Annotated in this window: 21 protein-coding genes and 1 pseudogene; 11 read left to right on the top strand and 11 right to left on the bottom strand. The window is 53.8% G+C overall.

Annotation, left to right across the window (positions count from 1 at the left end; all coding sequences use genetic code 11):
• Positions 1-75 precede the first annotated feature (75 nt).
• The 3 genes from BM225_RS20390 to BM225_RS20380 are packed head-to-tail and all read right to left on the bottom strand — an operon-like array spanning position 76 to position 1,725.
• On the bottom strand, positions 76-612 hold the full coding sequence (locus tag BM225_RS20390) for a hypothetical protein (protein ID WP_092465376.1): 537 nt from the start codon (positions 610-612) through the stop codon (positions 76-78).
• Positions 605-1,312, bottom strand: a complete 708-nt coding sequence (locus BM225_RS20385) for a P-loop NTPase family protein (protein ID WP_092465375.1) — start codon at positions 1,310-1,312, stop codon at positions 605-607. The genes BM225_RS20390 and BM225_RS20385 overlap by 8 nt, the downstream gene beginning before the upstream one ends.
• Complete coding sequence (locus tag BM225_RS20380; protein ID WP_092465374.1) at positions 1,309-1,725, bottom strand: hypothetical protein; 417 nt, start codon at positions 1,723-1,725, stop codon at positions 1,309-1,311. Before BM225_RS20380 ends, BM225_RS20385 begins: the two co-directional genes overlap by 4 nt.
• A gap of 511 nt (positions 1,726-2,236) precedes the next feature.
• On the opposite strand from BM225_RS20380, the gene BM225_RS20375 reads away from it, so the two are divergent.
• From BM225_RS20375 to BM225_RS20355, 4 genes are all read left to right on the top strand, one after another.
• The gene (locus tag BM225_RS20375) at positions 2,237-2,485 is read left to right on the top strand and encodes a BrnT family toxin (protein ID WP_092465373.1); all 249 of its coding nucleotides are present in this window, start codon (positions 2,237-2,239) and stop codon (positions 2,483-2,485) included.
• A complete protein-coding gene (locus tag BM225_RS20370; RefSeq protein WP_218157089.1) occupies positions 2,482-2,775 on the top strand; it encodes a BrnA antitoxin family protein in 294 nt (97 codons plus the stop codon). Before BM225_RS20375 ends, BM225_RS20370 begins: the two co-directional genes overlap by 4 nt.
• Positions 2,776-3,950: 1,175 nt before the next feature.
• A complete protein-coding gene (locus BM225_RS20365; protein WP_092465372.1) occupies positions 3,951-4,400 on the top strand; it encodes a response regulator in 450 nt (149 codons plus the stop codon).
• A gap of 895 nt (positions 4,401-5,295) precedes the next feature.
• Positions 5,296-5,961, top strand: coding sequence for an ATP-binding protein (locus BM225_RS20355; protein ID WP_092465370.1), 666 nt, complete (start codon positions 5,296-5,298; stop codon positions 5,959-5,961).
• Positions 5,962-6,020: 59 nt separating this feature from the next.
• On the opposite strand, the gene BM225_RS20350 is transcribed toward BM225_RS20355, so the two are convergent.
• Complete coding sequence (locus BM225_RS20350; protein WP_092465369.1) at positions 6,021-6,626, bottom strand: tyrosine-type recombinase/integrase; 606 nt, start codon at positions 6,624-6,626, stop codon at positions 6,021-6,023.
• Between the two features lie 353 nt (positions 6,627-6,979).
• Here BM225_RS20350 and BM225_RS20345 point away from each other — a divergent pair, with 353 nt between their 5' ends.
• The 5 genes from BM225_RS20345 to BM225_RS20320 all read left to right on the top strand — a co-directional run bounded on the left by BM225_RS20345 (position 6,980) and on the right by BM225_RS20320 (position 11,412).
• Positions 6,980-7,168 carry a hypothetical protein gene (locus BM225_RS20345; protein ID WP_143095432.1) on the top strand — a complete coding sequence of 63 codons (189 nt, stop codon included), beginning with the start codon at positions 6,980-6,982 and terminating at the stop codon, positions 7,166-7,168.
• 12 nt (positions 7,169-7,180) lie between these two features.
• On the top strand, positions 7,181-8,134 hold the full coding sequence (locus BM225_RS20340) for a hypothetical protein (RefSeq protein WP_092465367.1): 954 nt from the start codon (positions 7,181-7,183) through the stop codon (positions 8,132-8,134).
• An 8-nt stretch (positions 8,135-8,142) separates the two neighbouring features.
• Positions 8,143-9,753: a 3'-5' exonuclease gene (locus BM225_RS20335; RefSeq protein ID WP_245780564.1), complete on the top strand. Its 1,611-nt coding sequence runs from the start codon at positions 8,143-8,145 to the stop codon at positions 9,751-9,753.
• 375 nt (positions 9,754-10,128) lie between these two features.
• Entirely contained in the window at positions 10,129-10,539 is a 411-nt protein-coding gene (locus tag BM225_RS20325) for a TIR domain-containing protein (RefSeq protein ID WP_092465366.1), read from the top strand.
• Positions 10,540-10,542: 3 nt separating this feature from the next.
• Entirely contained in the window at positions 10,543-11,412 is an 870-nt protein-coding gene (locus BM225_RS20320; protein ID WP_092465365.1) for a DUF4231 domain-containing protein, read from the top strand.
• Positions 11,413-11,524: 112 nt separating this feature from the next.
• On the opposite strand, the gene BM225_RS20315 is transcribed toward BM225_RS20320, so the two are convergent.
• From BM225_RS20315 to BM225_RS20300, 4 genes and pseudogenes are all read right to left on the bottom strand, one after another.
• Complete coding sequence (locus BM225_RS20315) at positions 11,525-12,736, bottom strand: toll/interleukin-1 receptor domain-containing protein (protein ID WP_092465364.1); 1,212 nt, start codon at positions 12,734-12,736, stop codon at positions 11,525-11,527.
• A 14-nt stretch (positions 12,737-12,750) separates the two neighbouring features.
• Positions 12,751-13,488, bottom strand: coding sequence for a PaeR7I family type II restriction endonuclease (locus BM225_RS20310; RefSeq protein WP_092465363.1), 738 nt, complete (start codon positions 13,486-13,488; stop codon positions 12,751-12,753).
• Entirely contained in the window at positions 13,485-15,200 is a 1,716-nt protein-coding gene (locus BM225_RS20305) for an Eco57I restriction-modification methylase domain-containing protein (protein ID WP_092465362.1), read from the bottom strand. The genes BM225_RS20310 and BM225_RS20305 overlap by 4 nt, the downstream gene beginning before the upstream one ends.
• Before the next feature lie 132 nt (positions 15,201-15,332).
• Positions 15,333-16,677: pseudogene (locus tag BM225_RS20300) on the bottom strand (ISKra4 family transposase).
• 178 nt (positions 16,678-16,855) lie between these two features.
• Between BM225_RS20300 and BM225_RS20295 the strand changes: the two are divergent.
• Together BM225_RS20295 and BM225_RS20290 are read left to right on the top strand one after the other, a co-directional pair.
• Positions 16,856-17,581 (top strand): ParA family protein, encoded by a 726-nt coding sequence (locus BM225_RS20295; protein ID WP_245780563.1) that lies wholly within the window; start codon positions 16,856-16,858, stop codon positions 17,579-17,581.
• Positions 17,578-17,877, top strand: coding sequence for a chromosome partitioning protein ParB (locus BM225_RS20290; protein ID WP_092465360.1), 300 nt, complete (start codon positions 17,578-17,580; stop codon positions 17,875-17,877). Before BM225_RS20295 ends, BM225_RS20290 begins: the two co-directional genes overlap by 4 nt.
• 52 nt (positions 17,878-17,929) lie before the next feature.
• Here the strand turns inward: BM225_RS20290 and BM225_RS20285 are convergent, their stop codons facing one another.
• From BM225_RS20285 to BM225_RS20275, 3 genes are all read right to left on the bottom strand, one after another.
• On the bottom strand, positions 17,930-18,964 hold the full coding sequence (locus BM225_RS20285) for a replication initiator protein A (RefSeq protein ID WP_092465377.1): 1,035 nt from the start codon (positions 18,962-18,964) through the stop codon (positions 17,930-17,932).
• A gap of 353 nt (positions 18,965-19,317) precedes the next feature.
• Positions 19,318-21,960, bottom strand: a complete 2,643-nt coding sequence (locus BM225_RS20280) for a relaxase/mobilization nuclease domain-containing protein (protein WP_092465359.1) — start codon at positions 21,958-21,960, stop codon at positions 19,318-19,320.
• On the bottom strand, positions 21,957-22,325 hold the full coding sequence (locus BM225_RS20275; protein WP_092465358.1) for a plasmid mobilization protein: 369 nt from the start codon (positions 22,323-22,325) through the stop codon (positions 21,957-21,959). The genes BM225_RS20280 and BM225_RS20275 overlap by 4 nt, the downstream gene beginning before the upstream one ends.
• Positions 22,326-22,474: the final 149 nt, after the last annotated feature.

Below are 22,474 nucleotides of genomic sequence, written 5' to 3'. Positions count from 1 at the left end.
TCTTTCTCTTTCTCTTTCTCTTTCTCTTTCTCTTTCTCTTTCCCCTAATGCCCATTCGCCTGATCGCCGACGCCGTTAGGCGGAGAAGGGATGGCGCTGCACAACGCAGGTGATACGCAAATCGTCATTGAGATTTCTCTTGGAATCTTCGCAGATCCCTTGCGTGAACATCCAAAGGTACATCAGCGTGGCACCGATCATGATGCAGATCAGCGCGAGAACTCCGCCGATGAGACGTCCTGATGTGTGCTTTTGCTTCGCGAGGAGGGCGCTTGGAATTGTCGCCTTCTGGATCGCAGCCTCGGCAATTCGGGTGGCGCTTTTGTCGATCATATTTTCGACAGCTTGCCGGGCCTTGGCGTCCGCGAGATGGCCCGATTGGGCCATGATTTTTTCGACCCGGCCGATTTCGGCATTTACCTCTTTGACCAGTTGAGCACGCGCCCGAAGATGAATCTGCGAGTAATGGTCTAACGTCAGAATGAATGGCCAAAGCTCGTCGCGACTGGAAAGTCCAAGATGGGCCTTAGTGGCAATCAGACGATTTCGGTCCTGATCAGTTGGTGCCCGATTATAAACCTGCTGGAAAAGATCTTCGGGGATATCAGTCATTGAGTAGTCCCACCTTTTGTAATTCCGACGACCATAAGCGCATGGCAGCCTTGGCCCGCATTTTGTGAATAGCGCTGGCTTCCGGATGGGTGCTGAATGAATCTAAGCCACATTTCAGAGTCCCCATGGCTTCGACGACAGCCGGATCTAGACGCGTCATGTCGATAATTCGACCGCCAGATTCCAGAAGTTTTTTCTTTGTGATGCTATTTTCAAAACGCGTGAACGGCCGATCCTGAAAGTGGTTGCGGACTACAATCCAGTCTGTCTGCTCTGGGGGAAATGATTTTAATTCGTCCCGTAATGCAAAAATAGGTTCGATGCTCTGATCGATGACAAACAGAACCACGGCTCTGGCGTCGATTTCCTGAAGGAGGACGCCGAGATCAATTGTCCCTTCTGCAGATCCATCCATTTGCATGTTTGCGGTTGCGTCCGATCCGCCCGCAGGCATATCGATCAGCACGTCTCCATGCGCATTTGCAATCGCTTCGAAGAGGGTTTCCATCCCAGCGGTTTTTCGGAGATCCATGCACCGGACTTTGTTGCCGAAGAGCAAGTCAACGCCGGGGTTCTTGGCATCTCCATCTATGAGATCCAGCGGCTGTCCCGCAGCTTCAAAAGCCGCTACTGTCCGCGTGGCGCATTGGGTTTTTCCGACGCCGCCCTTGTCGCCATGTACAAAGATAATCCGTTTCATACGGAGCCCCTCATTTTTCTGATGTTTGGTGTGTGAGCGTCATTTCGAGGCTCTGTTTCTTTGCTCTGTTGGGAGGGTGGTAGCTTCGGCGGCGCTTTTGCCGTGCTCGGCTGTGACGGCTTCTTGGCGGCCAGCTTTTTACGTTTGGGCTGAACAGGGGGCAGGCCCTGTTCTTTGCGCACGGCCTGCAGATAGTTGCGGAAAGTTTGCGTGTTGATCTGCTGATCGGAAGCGCGCGTTTCGTTGAGCCTCGCCACGATGTCATTGATCGTGTGCCCTTGGCGCATGCTCTCCTGCACGTCATGGACGATTGCGCGTATGAGCCTCATCAGTGGACTGCCCTTCGAGGGGCGGATCGCATTCAGTTCTTTCAGCGCACTTTTGGCAGCGGCGATGTCATCAGTTTCAGTCATGGTTTGCCCCCATTTTCCTATACGTAGGTATGGGGTGATGCATTTGAAAGATGCATAAGTTAAATTGCAAAAATGCAATTCACTTACTTGACCGATAATCTGTATTGAGGTGTCGGTATACTGATAAGTATACCGACAAGTATACTGAAGTTAACTGATAGTGTTGCACGCAAGTATACCGGCCTGCGTTGATCTTTAGCAGGGTATGGCGACGGTAAACCGTCTCCCCTGCTTTTATCGCGGCGGCCCTGACGGGCCTTCTTGATAAAAGAAAACTTCTCAGCACCCTCCGGGCGCTTCGGCGTTAAAATTGGGCATTAGGGGAGAGCAGGAAGACCCCATCGAAGCGGTGAGATGTGACGGTTTCAGCGTGCCGTTTGGATGTGAGGATAGTGGTGGAGAATGGGCCTCGGCGCGGGTGTGAATTGGTGGCGTGACGCATTCCGTTCGTGGTAGTGGAATAATGTTTTCGTATATACAGTAACTATGTTAGACTGCGCAGGGTAAAGAGATGCTGATGATCGTCTGGGATGAGCCAAAACGGCAGACCAACCTTGCAAAGCACGGGCTGGATTTCGCGGATTTGGATGAAACATTCTTCCTGGCTTCGCTTGTCGTCCCCGTGAAGAGAAACCGACATATGGCAATCGGACGACTGCAGGACGGGACCATTGCCGTCGTCTTCGCGGTCTTGGGAACTGAAGGGATTTCTGTAGTTTCCATGCGCCCGGCCAGCCGAAAGGAAAGGGAATTGCTATGACCAAGACGCCACTAACTGAAGCTGACATCCAGGGGATGATCGCAAGTGACCCTGATGCGCCTGAGGCCACCGATGAACAGCTCGCGAAAGCCGTCCCGTTCACCGAAGCGTTCCCGGCTCTTGCAGATGAAATGCGCAAGAATGTCGGTGGCCGGCCCAAGGCCGAAAACCCGAAGGTCGCCGTGTCTCTACGCCTTGACCCTGATGTTGTTGCCCGCTTCAAAGCCCAAGGCCCAGGTTGGCAGACGCGTATGAATGAAGCGCTCCGGCAGGCTGCGGGTTTGGGGTGAGCCGTCGAAGCTTGTCATGTTGTTGCGCAGACGTTTCGCAATTTGCCAGCGCAAACGCATGCGTTTGCACTGTGAGAGAAGAAGACCCTACTCCCAGACAAAATGATCTACTCTAATCAGAACCATCTATCTTAAGGATAGTTGCGTATTGCATTTAGTCGCCGCTAGGGTTCGACTGGAAAAGTGTCGTGTCCTCCTAGAAATCCCACCCCAGAAGGCACCTCTGAGCCAGCGTTTCGGCGCTGGCTTTTTTCATGAAAAAACGCCCCCGTTCGGGGGTGTACTCGTACGTTGAGTTGGGGACGCGCGAGTGCTCGCGCTGTGGATAGATTAAAGCCGCACAGAAATTAGACAATGCCTATTTGTTTGAGAAAGAAGAGCTTTCAAAAGGGGTGGGTTGTTAAGTGACGAAAATGCAAAGCGTTTTGTGCGCCAAAGCAGAATTGCAAATTCAAGATGCACAATTTGGTGTCTCAGGTTTCTAGAGAAAATGTGGATAAACAAGCACAGAGAGAAAATTTGTGAAAATATGAAAAACCGTAGTTACATTAATTATGTAGATGAGACCCTCTCGTTATTACGGGTTATTGCCATATATCGTGAATAAAGGTAAGGTTTTCCATACCCATCCTTTTGTGTAAGTAGAGGTATACGTAGGGCGATCTCGTGAGTGGTGTTGGCCAAAGTTCTGAGCGGTTATGAATCGGAGGCCATGCTAGGGATCGCGGCATATCCGTTACCGGAATTATACATGTCGTGCGCACATTTTATGACGAACACCGGCTGAAGCGTGTGCTTCAGCCGGTTTTTGTTTCCCGAAATATGCTCAGTCCAGCATCCCCTCACCGGTCTGAATAGTTTTGAATAAATCGGGAAAGTGGAATGTTAAGACATTCCGTTCGCGCGGTGGTGGTGTGTCGCGTATAGATTTTATCGTACAGGCTGTCAAAGCGAGTTGGTATCGGGCATAGAAACAAGAATAAATATATTGAGAATTTTGGATTTTTGAGCACTTCGTTGAAAGTTTCATGTGGCTGTGAGTAAGATTGTGTTCGACATTGAAGTCGTCGGATTGGGTTAAACGTTTTGCAGGCCGCTTTGGAAATTTTTCGCGAGAATGATAACGCTGATGAAGCGGGTCTCGCGACACAAGGCTGAAATTGGAGCAATCAGGGATGGATCGTCCAGAGCACGCCGTCATTCTTTTGGTAGAAGACAATGAAGGGGATATTGTTATTGCGGAATATGCGATGCGCCAAGCGAAGCTGGTCAACCGTATGATGATTGCCCGAGATGGAGATGAGGCTCTGGACGTGCTGTTCAAGCGCAATGGCTTTGAGGACGCTGCTACGCCAGATTTAATCCTTCTCGATTTGAACTTGCCTAAGACAGACGGGTTTGAAGTTCTAGAAACGATAAAGAGCGACAAAATACTGTTGAGGATTCCGGTGGTTGTTCTGACCTCTTCCAGCGCGGATATTGATCGCATCAAGAGCTACGATCTGCACGCAAACTGCTTCGTCTCAAAACCGGTGAGGTCTTCGGATTTCGTTCATGTTGTCCAAGAAATCGAAGCGTTCTGGTTCAGTATCGTCAAACTGGGGCCCAAGTCAGATCGACACTGAACAGCCGTCCTGCTTGGTTCGATTGTGCAGATGCAATCGCAATTCTGAGTACATGACTTGGGGCACTAGGAGCATGTCGTGCCGCCATCTCTAGAGTTATCCAAGGTGATGGTCGGCCGTGGATCACTTGCATAGGGTGGGGCGCCCTCTTGGCCAAAGCGCGAGGGGCAGAAAACAAAAATGGAAGTGATCGCGGGAGGGGCCGCCTGGCATTTGGGGCACTTTTTGAGGGATTTTTGAGTTTCACCGAACATGAAACTCGGGAGCTCGGCGGTGACCGCCAAGTTTCGCGCCGTGAATATATCTTTTGGATATTGGTATATCTGCGGGTGTGTGGTTTTGGTAATGGATAGATGTACATCTTTGGTGCAGTTGCGCTGTGATTGTGTCAGAAGGGTGTCTCATGTGTTCTTAAGTGGTTTCTCCCTCAGTCTGTTATGCTGACCCTCCATTGAGAGACCGAGCAAATTGCACAGATTTCCTGATGCCCCCGGACGTGATTTTTGGCAGCTGTCAGGCATATCGATCACGCTGACTTTGATCGTTGCCCTTATGGCCCTCTTTGGATGGGCAATTGGCGATTACCTCTTGGTGTCGGTGGATGTTGATAGGGCGCCGATGCAGGCGACAACGGCACTTTGCTTCTTGTGCTTTGTCGCTCACATCCTCGCCCGAACGGCATCCATCACGACCTTCGCCTTGAACTCAGGCGCATGCTGTTTCCGCTTCGACATCTCTGATCTCCTTCTCGTCGAAGATCAGCAGACTGCAAATAGTAGCTTATGTCAGTGTCCGAATTTCGGGGGGTAGCTCAGATATGAGTAAATTCATCGAAGTTGTCCGAGTGATCGAGAACTTCTGGGTCCAAGTCGTAAAATTGCCTCTGTGAGTGACGATGCCAAAGACGAAACTTCTTGAGGAGGCGCTCTCGCTCATCGTGCATGACGGAACCGCGCCCTTGCGGAGCGCGGATTTCTTTATTGAACGCGCTGAAGAGAACCTAGAAAGCGGAAATTTTGCTTCGGTTGGGGACGACCTTCAAAAACTCAAGGAGTCGATCGATCAATCTAGAGCTGTCATCAATGCAGTGCGCAAGACGCGTGAAATTATGCAGCGTGCGGGCTCTCAGTCATCCTTTAGCGCGTCTGATTTGCAAGTCGAACTTGCCTTTACATTCCGGAACGACAACGTCACATTCGATATGAAAGATGTCATGATCGAGGGCTGTTACCCACTGCTGATCATGGCTCTCTCGGAGTTGGTAGGAAACGCGCTGCAACACTCCACTGCGGGAGCCGCAGAGGTTAGGATCGAGCAAACCTCTGAAAGTGTGATTTACACTGTTGGTGATAGCGGCCCGGGAATTCCTGAAGAATTCCAAAAGAACGCGACCAAACCGTTTCAGGTCGGAACCATAGAGAAAAAACGCGCGGGTTTTCGGGGGCTGGGACTATTTTATGCCCGGCTTGCGGCGGTCACAATAGAAGCGGACCTTGAATTTCGGCGAAGGGACGGAGCGTTCGAAGTGGCCATTGTCCAACAAGTGAATAGCCCCATGTAAGTGGATGCCTTCGTCGCTAATTTTGAGGCAAGGAGGCCATGATGGGCACAGTCCGACGTTCACCCCCACATCCTTGCTGCAATGTCCTGCTCTTCGCGACCGACTGCGTCGGCGTAGATCGCAGTCGTCGACAATTGCGCATGGCCAAGCCAGCGCTGCAGCATGTGCAGAGGGACGCCCTGAACAGTCGCATGGACGCCGAACCCGTGGCGGAGGCCTTTCGGAGACCGGTGGGGGGCATCGGGAATGCCTGCGGCGATCATGACCCCTTTGACGATCTGCCAGATGCGCACGCGGCTCAGGGGCCAGATGGGCGCCGCTGACTTTTTGCGCGAGCGCTGCGCTTCGCGAACGCCATGGGCTGTGTTCAGGGTGTCGAGGAAGTCTGCGGGCACCGGAACCGATCGGAAGACGATTTTGTCTTTGCCCGTCGCATCCTTTCGCTTCTTCAGGCTGCGGAGGGTGATGGTCCCACCTGAGAGATCCACGCGGGCTGGTGTGATCTCGATAAGCTCTGACGGCCGACACCCGGTCCAGTGCAGCGTTTCGCAGAGGGTCCGGTCCCGCGCCGGCTGTTGCCGGGCAGCGGCGAGGAAGGCAGACCGCTCTTCGGCGTTGAGATAGAGCCGGTTTCCGGCGGGGTCGTAGAGGCGCATTTCAGACATGGGAAACAGAATGCCCGAATTCTGTTAAATGCAGAAGCCCTGATGGCCCCCCTGCCCCGTGGATCTAGTGCCGCCCTGGACCGCAGGCTTAACAGAATTACTAATAGTGTTAAACCAAGATCCTTTCGTCTTCTCGTTTCTATGATCCACAGAGTGCTTCGGCCGAAAGTCCGCTCCACACTCCAGAGACTTTGAGGACTTTCTAAAAGCCAGCGATAGCCAAGATGCGGTGTGGCAAGTCACAGAGCTCAGATCAAAAGGGCAAATGACAACAAACGTGAAATCTCTCATTGACTTCATGAATTCTGAGGCATATATCAACAATCATGAGTTCACACGAGGTTATACTTGAGATGAGGAAGATCGTCCGAGACTACAAAAAGCTTTGCGCTACAGAAGGATTCGAGTTGCTCGATGTCGCAACGAGGGGCGGCCACTACGCGCTGCAGTTCGAGCGCGGCACGATCTTCTGCCCCTCCACACCCTCCGACCGCCGCAATATGCGCAACCTCCGCGCTTCCATGCGCCGCCTGCACGCCTGAAGGATATTGACCATGACGACTACGCTTCCCGAAAACATGACCGCCGCCGACCGCCGCCAGGCTTGGTTTGAGAACGAACTCACCGGCTACGCCCGCTCCGGCACCTCCGAGGCCAATATGTCTTGGGACTACGGCGATGAGCTCCTCGAAATCCTCACGGGCCACTTCCTTGCTCTCGAGAAGATCCTTGGCGCCAAGGAAATCGCCGCGCCGCTCTTTGCCCTGCTGCACGGCCCCGACATCGAGGGTGAGACCTGGCGCGAGGCTTTTGAGACCTACCAGCCGACGCTGACCCAGGCATGGACCGGCACCCTGCTGATCGACAACGCCGGGATCTACGGTCTCTATGGTGTGACGCCTGCGGAGATTGCCCATACTGATCGCGCTGCTTGGGTCGAGGATTTGGCGCAGCGTCTGGTCGCTTTCCGTGCCGATGTGCATCCGGTGCCTGGGGGCGTGATCGACCGCATCACGAACCTGGCCTTGGCGCGCCGTGCCATCGATGCCCGCGAGGGGGAGGTTGATCTCGTTTCCCTGGCGCTTCTCGGTGGCGTGACCGAGGGACGCATCCGCAACATCCTCTCGGGCAGTGACAGCGCGCTGGAGCGCAGCGCTCAGGGTGTCACCGCCGCCAGCGCCGCCGATTGGCTGAAGGGCCGGAAGGAGTATTTCGCGTCGATTTGGCAGAATCCGGATGAGGTGGCCCCCGAGCCCGCCAGTGCGGATTTCACTGGTGAGGTGATTTTTGTTCCTGTTGCCGGTGATGGAAGTACCTTTGGCCCTGAGTTGCTGCGCAACGGGCACTACACGATCGGCGCGAAGGGAGCCGAGGTTCAGTATGACACGTTCGAGGCTGCCTTGAAGGCGCTGCACAGGATGGACACGCCGCGTTGGCGTCGTCCGAACACGGCCGGCAACTGGGGGATCGTCTCCGGTCGCGACTGGAAGCGTGTCGAGAAGAAGTGAGTTCAGATATGACTATTCCCACCGCAGTCGAAATCCTCGAAATCCTGAAGCGGGCTACGCCCCGGCCCACCTCTGAGGCACCCCGCGATGCGCGCGGCATCTACGGGCTTTATGACCACACTGGGGCGTTCCGATACATCGGGTCTACCTCGTCCAGCGCCGAGACCTTCTACAAGCGTATCCACCATCGGCACCGCACCGGGTCCGAGAGCACCAGCCACTACTTCTCTCGGATGTACAATACCGGGCGTATGTGGCGGCAGCGGAACGATCCCGCAACGAAGACCGATGGGGACATCGCAAAGTCAGTTCGCAATGAGTTCATCGCGCGCCATTGCGGCTGCACTTGGGTGTCGCTGCCGGATCACGCTGACATTGCAGGGTTGGAGGCGCAGGTCATCGCCCTCGCCCCGCCCGAAATGGTGGCTTGGAACGGTCGGGGCATGGCCGAGTACGACGAACCGGTGGATCTGGTCGACACGCTGATCGCGGAGCTGCGGCTCTCCCCTGTCGAGCGCGCGGCCTTGACCCGCCAGCGTGACCGCTTCCATGGTGGAGTCCCGGCTACGAAGTCCGCTGTCAGCCAGAGTGCCGGCGGTGTGCCTTCCCTGCCCGATGGGCCTTTCCGTTTCTTCGCGCTGGACGTGGAGACCGCGAACCACGACCGCGCCAGCATCTGCCAAGTGGGTGTCGCCTGCGTGCGTCCGGACGACAGCATCGAGACCTGGGTGACACTGGTCAATCCGCAGACTGAAACTTGGAGGTTCACTTATCTGCATGGCATCAACGCCGAGATGACTCGTGGCGCGCCGACCATCGGCGAGGTGCTGACGATGCTCGAAGGGCTGCTTTCCGGACGCACCGTCTACCAGCATTCGGGCTTCGATCGCAGCGCCATCCGCGCTGCTTGCGTGGGTCTTGGCCGTTCCGAGCCAGACTGGATCTGGAAGGACAGCGTCGGAATTGCGCGTACCGCTTGGCCGGAGCTGAATGGCAACGGTGGACATGGGCTGGCCTCGCTTAAGCAGCATCTTGGCCTGCGCTTCGAGCACCACGATGCTGGAGAAGATGCACGGGCAGCTGCGCAGGTCGTTCTGTTCGCGGAAAAGGGCGTCAAGGGAACGGCAAAGCCGCGTTCCACGACCGAGGAGGATGCTTTGCTCGACGATGCGGATATCGGGACTATCGCCCCGTCTCACTCTGAGGCGTCGGGCGCCCCCCGGCACCACGCGGACACTGATCGGCAGCGTAATAAATCTCTGCTGCAGCGCCTTGGCTCTGCTCTCTTCGGAGAAGAAAAACCCGCAGTTATGCCCAATATGGTTCCTTCCATGCACTCCGATACGGTGCGTCAGGTGCCGCCGTCCGTGAGCGCTACGCCCACAGCAAATACGATCTGCGTTCCCGTCGCTGGTGATGGCAGTACTTTCGGGCCTGAGCTGGTCCGGAAAGGGCGCTACACCGTCGGAGCTAAGGGCGCGGAAGAGCAGTATGACAGCTTCGATGCGGCATTGGCTGCACTGCGGCAGATGGATACCCCGCGCTGGCGCCGCCCGAACGCGGCTGGCAACTGGGGGATCGTAACTGGTCGTAATTGGACGCAAATCGAGAAAGCTTAATTGGCATCAGCTTTGGCGAATGTCGTAAACCAGAGTAAGCGAGAAGGTTGTATTCGAAGGTGCTCTTTTGAATTTAACGCTTTCGCATCGTTCCCGCCGAACACGTATCGGCCTTGAAAACAGTCGTAAATAGGACTTTCTTGTCGTTGTAAAAGGTGATCAGAAGCATTTCTTGTTCAATCAGGATTCGTGTTCCTGTACGGGTTACTTCAGTCAGCGGGTATGGGGCGAAACTCGATAGGCCGGTAATTCTGACGATGATATCGTCGTGCGTCTGGTATATTTTTTTCGTATAACTATTGATGGCGTTTGAATGCAGCCAAGATATTTAGCCCTATAGGCACCAACAACTTACATTCACTTCTCGGGAAATCCATGCCTTACTTACACGACCACAAGCTATTCATCAGCCATGCTTGGAAATACAGTGACCGTTACAAGAGGGCGGTTGAGTTCCTGAATGCCGCATCTAACTTCAAGTGGTCCAACTATTCCGTACCTGAGGATAAAGCCTTCGAGGGTATGAATTCTGAAGAATTAGGCGAGCAGATGAAGCGCCAAATTCGGCCAGCTCAGTGTGTAGTGATCGTCTCTGGTATGTATGTGAACCACAGTGGCTGGATTCAATATGAAATGGATTTTGCAAAGCAGATTGGTAAGCCAATTTTGGGGATAAAGCGCTGGGGTGCGCAGCGCAGTCCTCAGTCGGTTGTCGACTGCGCGGATGAGATGGTGGCTTGGAACTCTGCATCTATTGTGGCTGCAATCCGCCGTTTGGTGCCTTAGATCATGTTCGAATATCCGGCGCTTTATGAGACTGCGGGCGACTTGTCCGCCAAGTCGCAGTCTTCCTATCTATGGCTCATTCGAGCCGAATATGCTCTGCTGTTCATAGCGGCCATTCTTTCGATGAACTGGAGCAAGGAGCCAACCTTTTTCATTGTTTATGCCCTTGTTCTTCTTGCTTCTCTGGGGGTTCTTATTTGCCGGGGTTGGACAAAGCCTGAACAGGACTGGTATCGGGGAAGAGCGCTTGCTGAATCGATTAAGACCTCTTCGTGGCGCTTTGTAATGAGGGCGAGCCCGTTTGAGGATGCTACCTCCATTACCATACCACGAGGGGAATTTAGAGATCACCTGCTGACCATATTGACGACTAACCGCTTCATTGGCGACAAAATGCCGGCTGATAGCGCTGCGAAACAACAAATACCGATAAGTATGGAGGAGGTCCGGGCGAGTGACCTTGAGCAGCGGAAAGCATTCTATCTAGAACATCGGATCAAAGATCAGAGAAATTGGTATTCGGTAAAAGCTTGTGCCAACAAGCGAGCGAGCCGGTATTGGATGTCGGCGGGTATCGCAGCCTACGCGCTAGCCATTGTGCTAGCGCTGATCCGAGTCGAATATCCGAATTGGGAACTTTGGCCCATCGAGCCGGTGATTGTCCTTGCCTCTTCCTTCGTTGGCTGGACACAGATCAAGAAGTTCAATGAACTAGCTTCATCTTACACCCTTACTGCGCATGAAATCGGGATAATTCAAAATCGCATTGGGGAAATAGATGATGAGGATGATTTCTCCGAGTTTGTGAACGATGCGGAGCAGGCCTTCTCGCGGGAACACACCCAATGGGTCGCACGTCAGCAAGCTCAGTAGAGCGGTGTGCAAAGATTACAATCACTACGCTCCCAAGAGCCTTTATGTGCCATCGCAGGCCCGCCGTGGCACATTGAGGCCTTTGGGGGCGGTCATATTATCATCAGATTTACTAAGACCTACTCTTTACAAACCGCCGGGTCGCATCAGTACGCTCGATTTCGCTTGTCACCCACCGACCGTCACCAAGATAGTGGATATCGCGCACCAAGTTTCGATCTATGAGGTAGGCTACAGCGGGGTTCAGGCGGCGCGGCACCCATTCATACAGCTCGGCAATTTCCGATATCTTATTCGGAAAATTTGGCGAGTTCATCATATCAGCAGCAATGGTTAGAGCGTCTGCCTGTGGGTCTGCGCCATCAAGGAAATACCTATCAAACTCCGTCCAAAGACCTTTGTCTGGTAAGACAGAAAAATGACTTTCACGAAAAAAATCTCGTAATTCGTACAGCGCGTCTTTGGTATCTTCGAGTGATAAACCAACCGCTGTCGCTAAGTCTTCCTCGATGATTTGCGGATCAGCCCAAACCGCATTTGTCGTTTCACGGCAAAAATATTCTGCAACAGCCATTGCAGCAGAAGAATATGGCGACGGTGGTTGTTCGGCGACTGACGGTTTTGCTCCTAATTTAGGCTTTCGCGTGAGCTGATAGATATCGCTTATAAGTTGCTCGATTTCCTTCTCTGGCGTTTCGGAGAGTGCCGGAGAATGAAGAGCTCGCAAAAGAGGCGGCAACTGTTCTGCTAAGATATTGCAGCGAAGGGGTATGAACTTTGCTTCTCCGTGAACTCTACGAACGAACCCCGCATCAATCTCAGTTTGCACCCATGGTTTGTTGATCGAATTGGGTGAAAGAAGAACTATGAAGTGTGTGCAACCATCGAGACCTTGGTTGATTTTTTGCACGATGCTATCGCCTGCCCCGATTTCCCAACGGTCCCACCATGTTTCTACGCCAGCGGCTTGTATCCCTTCGGCTACGCGCTGCGCTATCTCACGATCTTCGCTGGCGTAGCTTAGGAAAGCTTTGGGCGATACAACCTGTTCGATCTCTGTAAAGTCGATCATTGCGATTTCCTCCAACGGCAAGCGATCTCGGATGATGGCAATAAGCTGCTGTGAGGCCTCTACTGCTAGCCTCATATCCTCCAGTTGATGGCCTCGCACCACGACTACAGGGAACTCCCCTGTATTAGGATCTCGTATCGATCCGATCCTTTCCTGCATTTCGGTGGCGACAATGTCTCTCATTTTTCGCTTCATGTCCTTTTCAAAGTCACCCGTTTTGAAAGGCTTACCGTTATAGGTCACCGAAATCATGGCATTCCTCCGATCTACCTCGCAGCCACTGCGGCTATGTGGCCTGCAAACTCTGTGACGAACGTGCGAAGCGACGTCAGATCACTTATATGCCGGTATGCACCATCGGCGACGGCTTCTCGTGGTGAAGTGAGAAAGGTCGCGCTGGTGTAAAGCCGCTCTTGCACGAGACGCTTGCAAAGGATGTCATATCTCTGAGCGTAAGATGCTCCGCGAAAAGCTGAATCTACAGAAAAATGCGGTTGCTTGTCTGAAACTGGAGCGTTCGACTTTGGGCAGTCCTCTAGCAGCATGATCCAAGCTAAGAAGGGGCGTGGAGCATCCTCCCCGAAAGCTCCTTCCCTGTAGGCCGTCCAAAGGTCGTGCGCGGTTCCGATAGACTCTTCACAACGGTTGTTAAAGTTGTTGCCGAATGACGGACCGACTTGAGACTTGAATTCAAGCGCGGCCACAAGCTGCCCTCGATGCATCACCAGCATGTCCCACAGCTTTGTCGAGCGGTAGAAGCCCGGCAGGGTCAAGGCGCGTTGCTGCACGCAAACTTGGGCCTCGTGAAGTCCATTGGCTTCAATGAGGCTTTGAGCGATGACCAAAAAGCCATCCATGTTCTTGCCGGCTGTAACAGCGCCACGCGTTCCGGCATCGGCGTTTCCAGATTCAGCCTGCCGTGCGAGCGCCGCTTCGCGGTTGCCCCAGAAAAGTTTGACTGCCTCACGGGCTTGGTATTCATAGTTCGCAAGATTTAGGGTCATGCACTTGCCCCTCTCTCAATGAGTGCCATGTCAGCCACCGACAGTCCGTAAAGCTCTGCCACGGCGGTGTTGCGTTCCCTGATATTATCGGTGTCTGCCAAAGCTATAAGCTTTGCCCGCAGCTCATTACTGACTGTATCCCAAGATGGGATGCAGATACGGCGCAGATATTGTGCTTGGAAGCGCAAGAAACCGCCGCGCATCTTGGTCGAGTAGAGTGAAATGAACAGTCGCGCGATACCGGATTTCATAACCGTTTGCAGGGCGCGCACGTCCCACGTGCTCGAGGTAATGAAGTATAGATTATGGTGTGGGTAAAGCTGGCCCCGCTCATAGACGATGGTAGCATCCCCTTTGATATCAGGGATCAGAAGCTTTTCTTGAGCCATGATCGCGGGATAAATCCGGTCGATTGTCCGGTACCAGTTTGCCGGAGCTTTGGTCGCCACATGGCGACCAGCGATCACGTCGCGCCGCTCTGCGAGATATCGAGCCAATTTGGGATAGTTCTCGAGACGGACGAGCTTTCCATCGTCAGTGAACGGGTTGATGACGCCCCTGCCCTGCCATTGCACTTTACCCGTAAGAATATCCTTGGTCGTCACCAAGGGCAGCTTGCGTGAGGGCTCTACATCGAGCGTTTCAAAATCTCCGATAAAAGCTTTGTCCGCGCCTGTCGCAACACCAATGCCGACCTTGCAGCCTACGGCCTCGATCTGCGGAAAATTCGCCTCAAGTCGGCGTACCAACGCTAGTTGGTCAAAGGCGCTCAAGACCCACGGCGCAGCACCAATAGCAACATCTTTGACTTCTTGCACGGTGCTTTTTTTATTTAAATCCGATGCGGTCAAGTCACGGCTGAGGGCGCGGAGCGCCTTGCGGTCGATATCGGGGCGTGCGAACACACGGGTTCGGTTTTCTCTGGTCCGTTTAATGACAGTGATTGCAGGGTAGGCGGTGACGTCACTGTGAAACGCGGGTGTGTCTACCATGTCCACGTAGATGGACAGTGAATATTCACGGCTGACCATTTCACGTAGCTTACTACCATAGCGATTTTTCATCCAACGATCTGCGCAAATAAAGCTAAGCTGACCGCCCTGCACGAGTGCGTTCAACGATTTCTCGATGAACGGTATGTAGATATCCGCACGGTCGAAGATAGTTTCATAGCGCTTGCGGTATTCGGCCATAAGAATATTCGGAATGACTTCTTGCCGGATGTACGGTGGGTTACCGACAACATGCGTGAAATCGTGTTCGAAATCATGGAGCAAGAAATCGCCTTGAACAAACCAGGCCGAAACCAATTCTTCGGTTTCCTCGAGCGAAAAGCCGTATCCTTGGAGCTTTGAGGCGATACTTGACCGATGACGATAAAATGTTGCGCGATGCAGTTCAACCGCTCGTAGCGTAGGTTTCAGTCGCTCAACCGTCAGTCCACCCGCTTCACGCTGAGCTGCAGTAAGCAGCCGGTCAATAATCGGATGGATGAAATCACCGTCGCCAAAAGATGGTTCAAGGATGCGATAGCTGGTTAGGGGCTTGTCCGCCTCATACCCCACCAGATCGAGGATGAAATCTACCACCTCCCGTTTGGTGTAAATTGCCCCCCTTTCCTCAAGACCGGACTCGTTTGCCAGCCGTTCAACCGCGTCGGATATGGGGCAAAAGCCTTCAAATCGAGGCTGCATCGAAATTGGTGTGTTCATGTGGCTTTTATTGTGTGTGTCGAACGTTGGGGGAACATTTGGGACTTCATAGCACCATTAGAGCATGACTTCCTAGCAAAACGCAAAATGTTGAAGTCACTTACCCCAATGGGAATGGGCAAAATGTTGTGGTCAAGCGGCCCGCTTTGAGACGCCTAGCCTTCCGTCAAGAACAGCAGCCCGAGTAACGGCAACCCGATGCGCGCCCTGAGCTGACCATCTCATACACCGCCGCTTGCCCATGCGGGTGTTGCCAATGTCGTCAACACAGCTTTCTGCCTGGGACGATGAGACTGCGAGGCCACTTCGGTACCTGTGACCATAATCCGGAAGCGCGTCGAAGTTGTTCGCAAGGTAGGAATAGAGGTCCTGGCACCGCGCTCTGACGCGCTTTGCCGCTTCTCGTAATTCTTGGGTTTCGGCGTGCAGGCGATCGCAATTGATTTGAAGAACTTTTAGGATTGTCGCGGCGGTCATCACTTTGCCGTGCCAAAGGTACCAACGCAATGTATCGGAAGGTCGCTCGAAGAGGAGCAGCGACCCTGAAACGTCCTTCGATTGCAGAAGCCCCGCCCCGCGTTTTCTATGTGCTTGACCCGCATCGAGATATGCCCCCCAGTCCAGTATGTGGGTGACTGGACCTCGAACGGCGCGCCTCACCAAATTCGGCAATGAAGGTTCGCCGTCTGAAATCACGGTCACTTTGACCTGACCATCCCAGCCCTGCGCAATAAAGTCATTTCGGAGCTGCTTTGCAGGAGAACTGGCGGCTTGTTGCACGAGGCCAAACCGCCGGCTCATATTGAGGCTTTCAATCGTGCCGACCACGACATCCAGGTGGCGTTTCTGGTACTCCGGCCGACATCGTATATGCACACCATCTAGGAAAACGGTCAGTGGGGCGGGCGATGCGATTGTATCCGCGTCTCCTTGACTTGCGTCGCCGTGGCCCAACTCGTCGGCAATGCGACCCAGGCGATTTCGAACGGTCGTGTTCGACTGAGCGGAACAGGGCAGGAACATCTCGATCAATCGAGCGCTTCCCGAAACGAGTGCCTAGCCTCCAATTCAGCCTGCAGGCGCCGAAGTTCGGGAGACGCACGTTCAGAGAACAGTCCGGCAAGTGGTGATTGCGGTCCAGCTTTCGAGATCCCAGCCGGTTGGCACAAGCAGGGTCGAAGTCTGGGCCACTTCACCTGAATTCGCCCGAAAAGAGTGGCGAGAATACGGCCTCGATCATCATGGATCGCACGGTGTTTGCCACAGTCATCGCATTTCCAGCGAGCCTATATTGCTTCACCGACCTGATCTTGCACAATCGCTTCCTGCAAGCGCCTCAACAAGGTCTTTGCGTCGTCGAGGAGAAGGCCCACATTCTCGGAACCAAACTCATCCAGCGCACGGCGAAGTCGACCGATTTTGTGCCTCTTGGTTTCTCCATCGTCAAAAGTCGTCTCGATAAAATGCTTACATCCATGGTGGGTCCCGTCTTGTTCTGAAACCCTACCCTACCACGTTGACCACCAGGCTTTTCCCACTCCCGGAGCGCTCTATTCCAACTTGAAACGTTGGTCCAGCTTGTGGAGCGAGTGTGTATCTCTGAGAGGTATATGTATAATTATCAGATATTTTAAATTACCGGATAATAATTATAATTGGATTTTTTGATTTATCCGGTATGTTTGGAGGGAGGTTGTGCAACACGAGCAGAAAATATGCCTGTCATTGTCATCGCATCGCCCAAGGGCGGTTCTGGAAAATCAACAACAGCCGTCCTCTTGGGCACAGAATTGGCGCACGCCGGTGCGGCTGTCACTCTGATGGATTGCGACCCTAACGGGTCATTAACTCTTTGGTCACAACGCGGTGCGATTCCGGCTCGGATCGAAGTTCTGTCGAACGTTGGAGAGGGAGATATCATCAAGGCGATCAGATCCCACGATCGAGACGGCAGCGTAGTTATTGTTGACCTCGAAGGGGTCGCATCTCGCCTCGTATCTAGGGCAATCTCACAGGCTGACCTTGTCATCACACCTATGCGGGCGACGACACTTGATGCGACGATCGGCGTTCGAGCTTTACAGCTAATCGCTGAAGAAGAGGAAGCTCTAGGACGCACAATTAGTCACTCGGTTGTTTTTACGATGACCCGTGCCATCCGGTCGAAGCAACATTCAGGTATTGAGGAGAGTCTACTCAATCAGGGAGTCGACATAATCACTCCATCACTGATGGAACGTGCCGCCTTCTCAGCTTTGTTCGAGTTCGGAGGTGACCTGCATAATATGCCTGCCCAAGGACGCATGGAGGGAGCTCTAGAGAACGCAAGTCTGTTCGCGCAAGCAGTGTATAGTCGGTTAACGCAGGAGGCTGCGGCATGAGCGATAAACCTACCTTTAGCATCGACGTCGGCGGATTAAAGAGCCGTGACAAGGGCACTTCAAGCCTGCGGGAAGTCGAGAAGATTGATAGAGCAGGAGATGCACTTGGCTTCGTGGATCGCAGCCCGAAGCGGAAGCGCGGACGCCCTGCCAGCCCGCGTACCGGTCAAGTGCATGCCAAAGTGCTACCCCATGTCTCTGATGAAATCTCAGCAGAAGCAAAGCGCCGTGGTGTTCAGCAGGGAGTGCTGATTGAGGAGGCATGGGCATTATATTGCAAACACCAGACGACCTAGTTTTATGTTATCCGATATTTTGAATTACCGGATAACATAAAATATCGGATAATCATTTTAGGCGTTTAGCTTGCTGTTTGCAGTACCCTAGGAAAGCGGCATCCAAACTCCGGGGTGCCTCGTTTTGCTTTGATGCAAAGATCCGCCAATCCTGGAATAGTGCATAGATATCAAGGTCAGGAGCGATCTTTCTGGCTTTTTCCAGCAGTGCTGGAGACGGCGCAGCCGGTAGACCTAGGTCGAGTTCTCCTTGAACTCGGGTAAACCCCAGACGCTTTGCTGTGAACGTTACGTTCTTATTCTCCAGCGCGATATCATAATCTGGAATATGTCCATCCTGAGCAATCTGCTTCATGAAGAATTTGAACTTCTTCTCTGGCGAGTTGCTTCCGACCTTCTTTTGAAGCTTATCCAGACCGATCCGGAAGGTGTGACCTTGATCTCCGACGTGCTTTCGCGCCAGTTCGTAAATTCGTCGCTCCAAAGGTCTACGCAAACGAAAATACTTTGGGTTTATTGTCAGTACTTCCATGCCTTGCACCGCTCGGAAGGTCCAGTCAGATACCTTGACACGCACACGTGTCATCCGACCGAAAGCAGACTCTTCCCCTGCCTCATCACGACGGGTGATTTCGTATTCATCGATCAGTCCAAAACCGCGAACTTGCGAATGCCCCCCAGTTTTTACGTTCGTCTTGATTGTCGTGCCACGTAACCGGTCAAGTGCATCTTCAAACCGCTTATAACTCTCGCGATTTGTTCGCCAATTTGTAGCGACCATAACCTCGTGCGCAGTCAGCTCGACCCATGGACTGATTTCATCGCCAGCATTAAGCTGATGTACCAGCTTACTAATGCAATAAAGCAAGATGTCCTTGTCCATAATGGTGGCAAGACCCTTGCCGCTCGGGACCACGACAACACGCTTTCCATCGTGCTGATAATCCAATTCTCGCATGTCAGGTTTAACTGAAAGAGAGAATACGGGATGCTCCATCGAGGCCATATCATCTTTAGGTGCAGCATCCGATACATCGAGAATGAAGAAGTCTCTGTTCGGATGACGGTCGGGAAGAAGCTCACCCATTGTTTGCCTCACAATCATTCGTCGTTCTAGGAACTAACTTCGTCGATCTAAGAACTCATCGAAAACAGCATTTGATTCGTCGTTTTAGGAACCTGCAACAAGTCATACACTTCGATGAGAGCGAAAAAAAGGCTTCGCCCCTCTAGGAACCGATCTTCGCCCCTCTGGGAACCACTTTTCGCCCCTCTGGGAACCGATCTTCGCCCCTCTGGGAACCAAACCCACACTGTCGAAGGATATTTATTTATATTAATCAATATATTAATGCGTCGCGCCAGAAAGCGTAACTTACTAACACCTGTTATAACTAATATAACACTACTTGATTGTGGATAATTCTACGAAAACTGACCTCATGGCCCTAGATCCATCTCTAAAAAATCACCACTCGAAGTATCATCTTTAACAATCTCCTCATCAAACCTCTGTACAATCGTCTCCTGCGCTTTGATTGCATTGAGCACATCAAGCCAATCCTTGCAGACGCGCTTAGATCCATCGATCCGTGACGGCGGAGAATAACGCTCAGACGCAGGAACGAGGGCTAAGAGCCTCTTGTGAAGAGCTTCACCTGCTAGATCGTTGTCAAAGCCAGAGAGCACCTGACGGCCCTCTGAGAGCCTCTGGAGCGCGACTTCAGTCTTAGGCCCAAATCCGCCCCCCGTGCTGACGTAGAGCGTGTCTGCGCGTCCCTCCAGTTCTGCAAACGCTAAGGCATCAAGCCCGCCCTCGAACACAACCATGCGCGTCGCCGTCCTAGGATCACCAAGAACGGAGACGGTTTTGATCCCGCCTTTGGCAAAGCGCGCGGTGTTGCGAGTACCGTCCTTCTCCCACGCCTGCTCAAAGCCCTGAATGCTCCCCGTCTCAAAATTACGGTGGGCAAAATAGATCCCGCCGAAAACACCCGCGCGGACCTGATTGCGGTACCGCAGAAGGGTTGCCTTCGAAATCCCCCGATCCTCCGCGTAGGTGCGCTGGTCGTCGACGTAAGGAGCCTCTTCCCAACGCCGCCGTGCTTGAGTGTGATCCTGTCGCTCTTGCCGCTCCGGTCGCTGGTGCTCAGGCAGTGATCGGACAGAAGATCCCGCCCTGAATATCTCGCGGAAAGCTTTGCGGGCTTCACCGAGGGTGCTGCCGGGATTGTCCGCAAGCCATAGATCGATGACCGATCCGCTTTGTCCGGTTTTGTTGTTGGTCCAAACCCAGACAGAGCCCTTTTTCGTTGCCTTGATAGTTTCGGAGCCGCGGGTGTAAGTCCGCATCCTCACTCCTTGCGGATCGTTATGGCCGTCTTTATGGCGCGGCTCGAAGCACCACCCACCGAGAGAGGCGATGTCGTCGATGGGCATCGCCTTCATGTGGTCCAGCTCGGAGCGGTCGTTTTCTCGTAAAGTCTTTTCGATCCGCCGTACCTTGGCCGGCGCGACCTTGTCTGCATCCGGTGCAGGCTGCGGGTGAGAGACTGTGCGGGGGGCGGGCAGGGGGGAGCCCTCGTCCAGCGTCAGATCGGAGACAGCATCTGTTTGCCAGCCAAGGGCCTTCTGGACAGCCTCGACCTGCACAGCCGCGCGGCTTGCGCGTTCCTGATCGTTCTGCGCCAGAGCCGTGTCGCGATCCGCTACTGCGTTTTGAATGGCAGCGTTGACCTTTCTGGTTGTGGCCGCAAGGCGAGGTTCCTCTTTCGCCTGCTTCTCCAGGATTTCATTGCAGGCGGCCTGCACATCGTCAGGCACACCGAACACCGGAAGCCCCGCACGCGCTGCATCGAGCGCAGCATCCCGAACAAAGTCCGGGGGGCCTGTGAAGGTGACGGAGGACCAGCCCTTGGCCTGCGCCATGGCAATGAGGATGGTCCTAGCTTCTTTCGTATTGCCTGAAGTGGTGACCTTTGCCCCGTGATCAAGGATGGTCGTCGTGTCCTTCAGGGTGAGCCGTGGAGGCACCTCATCCAAGGCTACGTATTTGATCGCGCGGACAACCATCGGGTCCACATGGATGTCGCAGTACACCCGGCGAAGGAGCGTGAGCTTGAAGGACGAGGCAGAGGTCTGTTTGCGCGCGGCGTCCGACATCCTGCCGGACATCGACGCCGCCGGGGTGGGGAGTGCCTCTGGTGCTGACCTGCGCGGTCGGGGCGGGGCCTCAAAAGGTCCAAAGCGCTCCTGCATCTTCCCAATGGAGAACTTTGCGCCAAAGGCTGACGCTTTCACATACTCTCCGCTGCCGATCAGCGTGATCCGTGCTCCGGAGCCGTGTTTGTCGTACCGCAGTCCCATCTCGGCAAGAGTGGCATGAAGGGCAGGCCAGTCCGTGGCTGTGGACACGACCTCGGCAAAGCGGACACGCAACGCGTCGGTTAGGGAATGTTCGAAGGTTTCAAAACCCGTCGACTTCTCGAACTTCCGGTCTCCGCTGGTTTTGGGGCGTTTGCCCTTGTCACGGTTTGCCGTCTTGGCCTCATAGGCGACAGGATCGGGTTTGAGGGTGACGGTGCCATCACGGGCAACATCGAAGTCAAATCGCCCGCGATCATGACTCCAGCCTTGCATGACCTCGATCTCGCGACTGGCCTTCTCCGCACGTAAATGGTCGTTGGACTTCGACCAGACTTTGCCGGTCACGGGATGGACGGTGTTCACCACCACATGGAAGTGGGCTTCCTTCTTATCGCGATGGATGGCGATGATGGCCTGATGCTCCTCAAGGCCCATGGCCGTGAGGAGATAGTCAGCGGCTTCCATCATTTGTGCATTTGTGGGTTGCTCTAGCGCGTGCCAGCTGGCGGCCATGTGGTAGTAGGGCTTCTGAACGCGACTATTCAATTCCGAGACAAGCCGCATTTCAGTGGCGGCGCCCTCCCAATCACGCGAGGCGAGATTGCGCATTTCAAAGTGATCTGCTTTCTCACAGACGTAGCGGGCTCCGGGTTTGAAAGCTTCGGCCGACCCGCCCGATCCTTTTTCCCCTGGCTTTTTGATAATCTCGACAATCATAAGAGCCGCTTCCGCAAGTTTTCAGAACAGGTCGTGACGGCGCTATGAGCGGAGCTGATTATCGCCATCTGGTCCGCCGAAAGGTTTTTGATCTTTCCGGAGTTGATGGCATGAGCCAACTGGTTGAGGTTGGATCCCTGTTTGCCAAGTTCCGCCAGAATTTTGACCAGGTCTTTGCGGTCCCGCCGCACGATTGCTTCACGTCCCAGAATGAAGGCCTCAAGATAGGCACTTCCGGTTTCATAGCCTTGGTCACGGGCGCGGGCCTCGAAGGCCGCCTTCTGTGCCGGTGTTACACGCTTCTGCACGGTCGCCGTTGCGCGACGTTTTTCCGATCTGGGCTGTCCGTCCTTTGCCTTTACCATCTACTCGTACTCTCTGCCTTATATTGATCTTTACCCTCCCCAAGGAATTCTCGATCTTTCTCTTTCTCTTTCTCTTTCTCTTTCTCTTTCTCTTTCCCCTAATGCCCATTCGCCTGATCGCCGACGCCGTTAGGCGGAGAAGGGATGGC

It is taken from the genome of Donghicola eburneus (assembly GCF_900115865.1).
GTDB lineage: Bacteria > Pseudomonadota > Alphaproteobacteria > Rhodobacterales > Rhodobacteraceae > Donghicola > Donghicola eburneus.
The sequence above is the reverse complement of the archived record's forward strand: the minus strand, read 5'-3'. Positions and strand labels throughout refer to the sequence as shown.

What these genes read in the sequence shown, in the direction of transcription:
- BM225_RS20390 (WP_092465376.1), bottom strand. Translation starts at nt 612, where the DNA reads ATGACTGATATCCCCGAAGATCTTTTCCAGCAGGTTTATAATCGGGCA.
- BM225_RS20385 (WP_092465375.1), bottom strand. Translation starts at nt 1,312, where the DNA reads ATGAAACGGATTATCTTTGTACATGGCGACAAGGGCGGCGTCGGAAAA.
- BM225_RS20380 (WP_092465374.1), bottom strand. Translation starts at nt 1,725, where the DNA reads ATGACTGAAACTGATGACATCGCCGCTGCCAAAAGTGCGCTGAAAGAA.
- BM225_RS20375 (WP_092465373.1), top strand. Translation starts at nt 2,237, where the DNA reads ATGCTGATGATCGTCTGGGATGAGCCAAAACGGCAGACCAACCTTGCA.
- BM225_RS20370 (WP_218157089.1), top strand. Translation starts at nt 2,482, where the DNA reads ATGACCAAGACGCCACTAACTGAAGCTGACATCCAGGGGATGATCGCA.
- BM225_RS20365 (WP_092465372.1), top strand. Translation starts at nt 3,951, where the DNA reads ATGGATCGTCCAGAGCACGCCGTCATTCTTTTGGTAGAAGACAATGAA.
- BM225_RS20355 (WP_092465370.1), top strand. Translation starts at nt 5,296, where the DNA reads ATGCCAAAGACGAAACTTCTTGAGGAGGCGCTCTCGCTCATCGTGCAT.
- BM225_RS20350 (WP_092465369.1), bottom strand. Translation starts at nt 6,626, where the DNA reads ATGTCTGAAATGCGCCTCTACGACCCCGCCGGAAACCGGCTCTATCTC.
- BM225_RS20345 (WP_143095432.1), top strand. Translation starts at nt 6,980, where the DNA reads ATGAGGAAGATCGTCCGAGACTACAAAAAGCTTTGCGCTACAGAAGGA.
- BM225_RS20340 (WP_092465367.1), top strand. Translation starts at nt 7,181, where the DNA reads ATGACGACTACGCTTCCCGAAAACATGACCGCCGCCGACCGCCGCCAG.
- BM225_RS20335 (WP_245780564.1), top strand. Translation starts at nt 8,143, where the DNA reads ATGACTATTCCCACCGCAGTCGAAATCCTCGAAATCCTGAAGCGGGCT.
- BM225_RS20325 (WP_092465366.1), top strand. Translation starts at nt 10,129, where the DNA reads ATGCCTTACTTACACGACCACAAGCTATTCATCAGCCATGCTTGGAAA.
- BM225_RS20320 (WP_092465365.1), top strand. Translation starts at nt 10,543, where the DNA reads ATGTTCGAATATCCGGCGCTTTATGAGACTGCGGGCGACTTGTCCGCC.
- BM225_RS20315 (WP_092465364.1), bottom strand. Translation starts at nt 12,736, where the DNA reads ATGATTTCGGTGACCTATAACGGTAAGCCTTTCAAAACGGGTGACTTT.
- BM225_RS20310 (WP_092465363.1), bottom strand. Translation starts at nt 13,488, where the DNA reads ATGACCCTAAATCTTGCGAACTATGAATACCAAGCCCGTGAGGCAGTC.
- BM225_RS20305 (WP_092465362.1), bottom strand. Translation starts at nt 15,200, where the DNA reads ATGAACACACCAATTTCGATGCAGCCTCGATTTGAAGGCTTTTGCCCC.
- BM225_RS20290 (WP_092465360.1), top strand. Translation starts at nt 17,578, where the DNA reads ATGAGCGATAAACCTACCTTTAGCATCGACGTCGGCGGATTAAAGAGC.
- BM225_RS20285 (WP_092465377.1), bottom strand. Translation starts at nt 18,964, where the DNA reads ATGGGTGAGCTTCTTCCCGACCGTCATCCGAACAGAGACTTCTTCATT.
- BM225_RS20280 (WP_092465359.1), bottom strand. Translation starts at nt 21,960, where the DNA reads ATGATTGTCGAGATTATCAAAAAGCCAGGGGAAAAAGGATCGGGCGGG.
- BM225_RS20275 (WP_092465358.1), bottom strand. Translation starts at nt 22,325, where the DNA reads ATGGTAAAGGCAAAGGACGGACAGCCCAGATCGGAAAAACGTCGCGCA.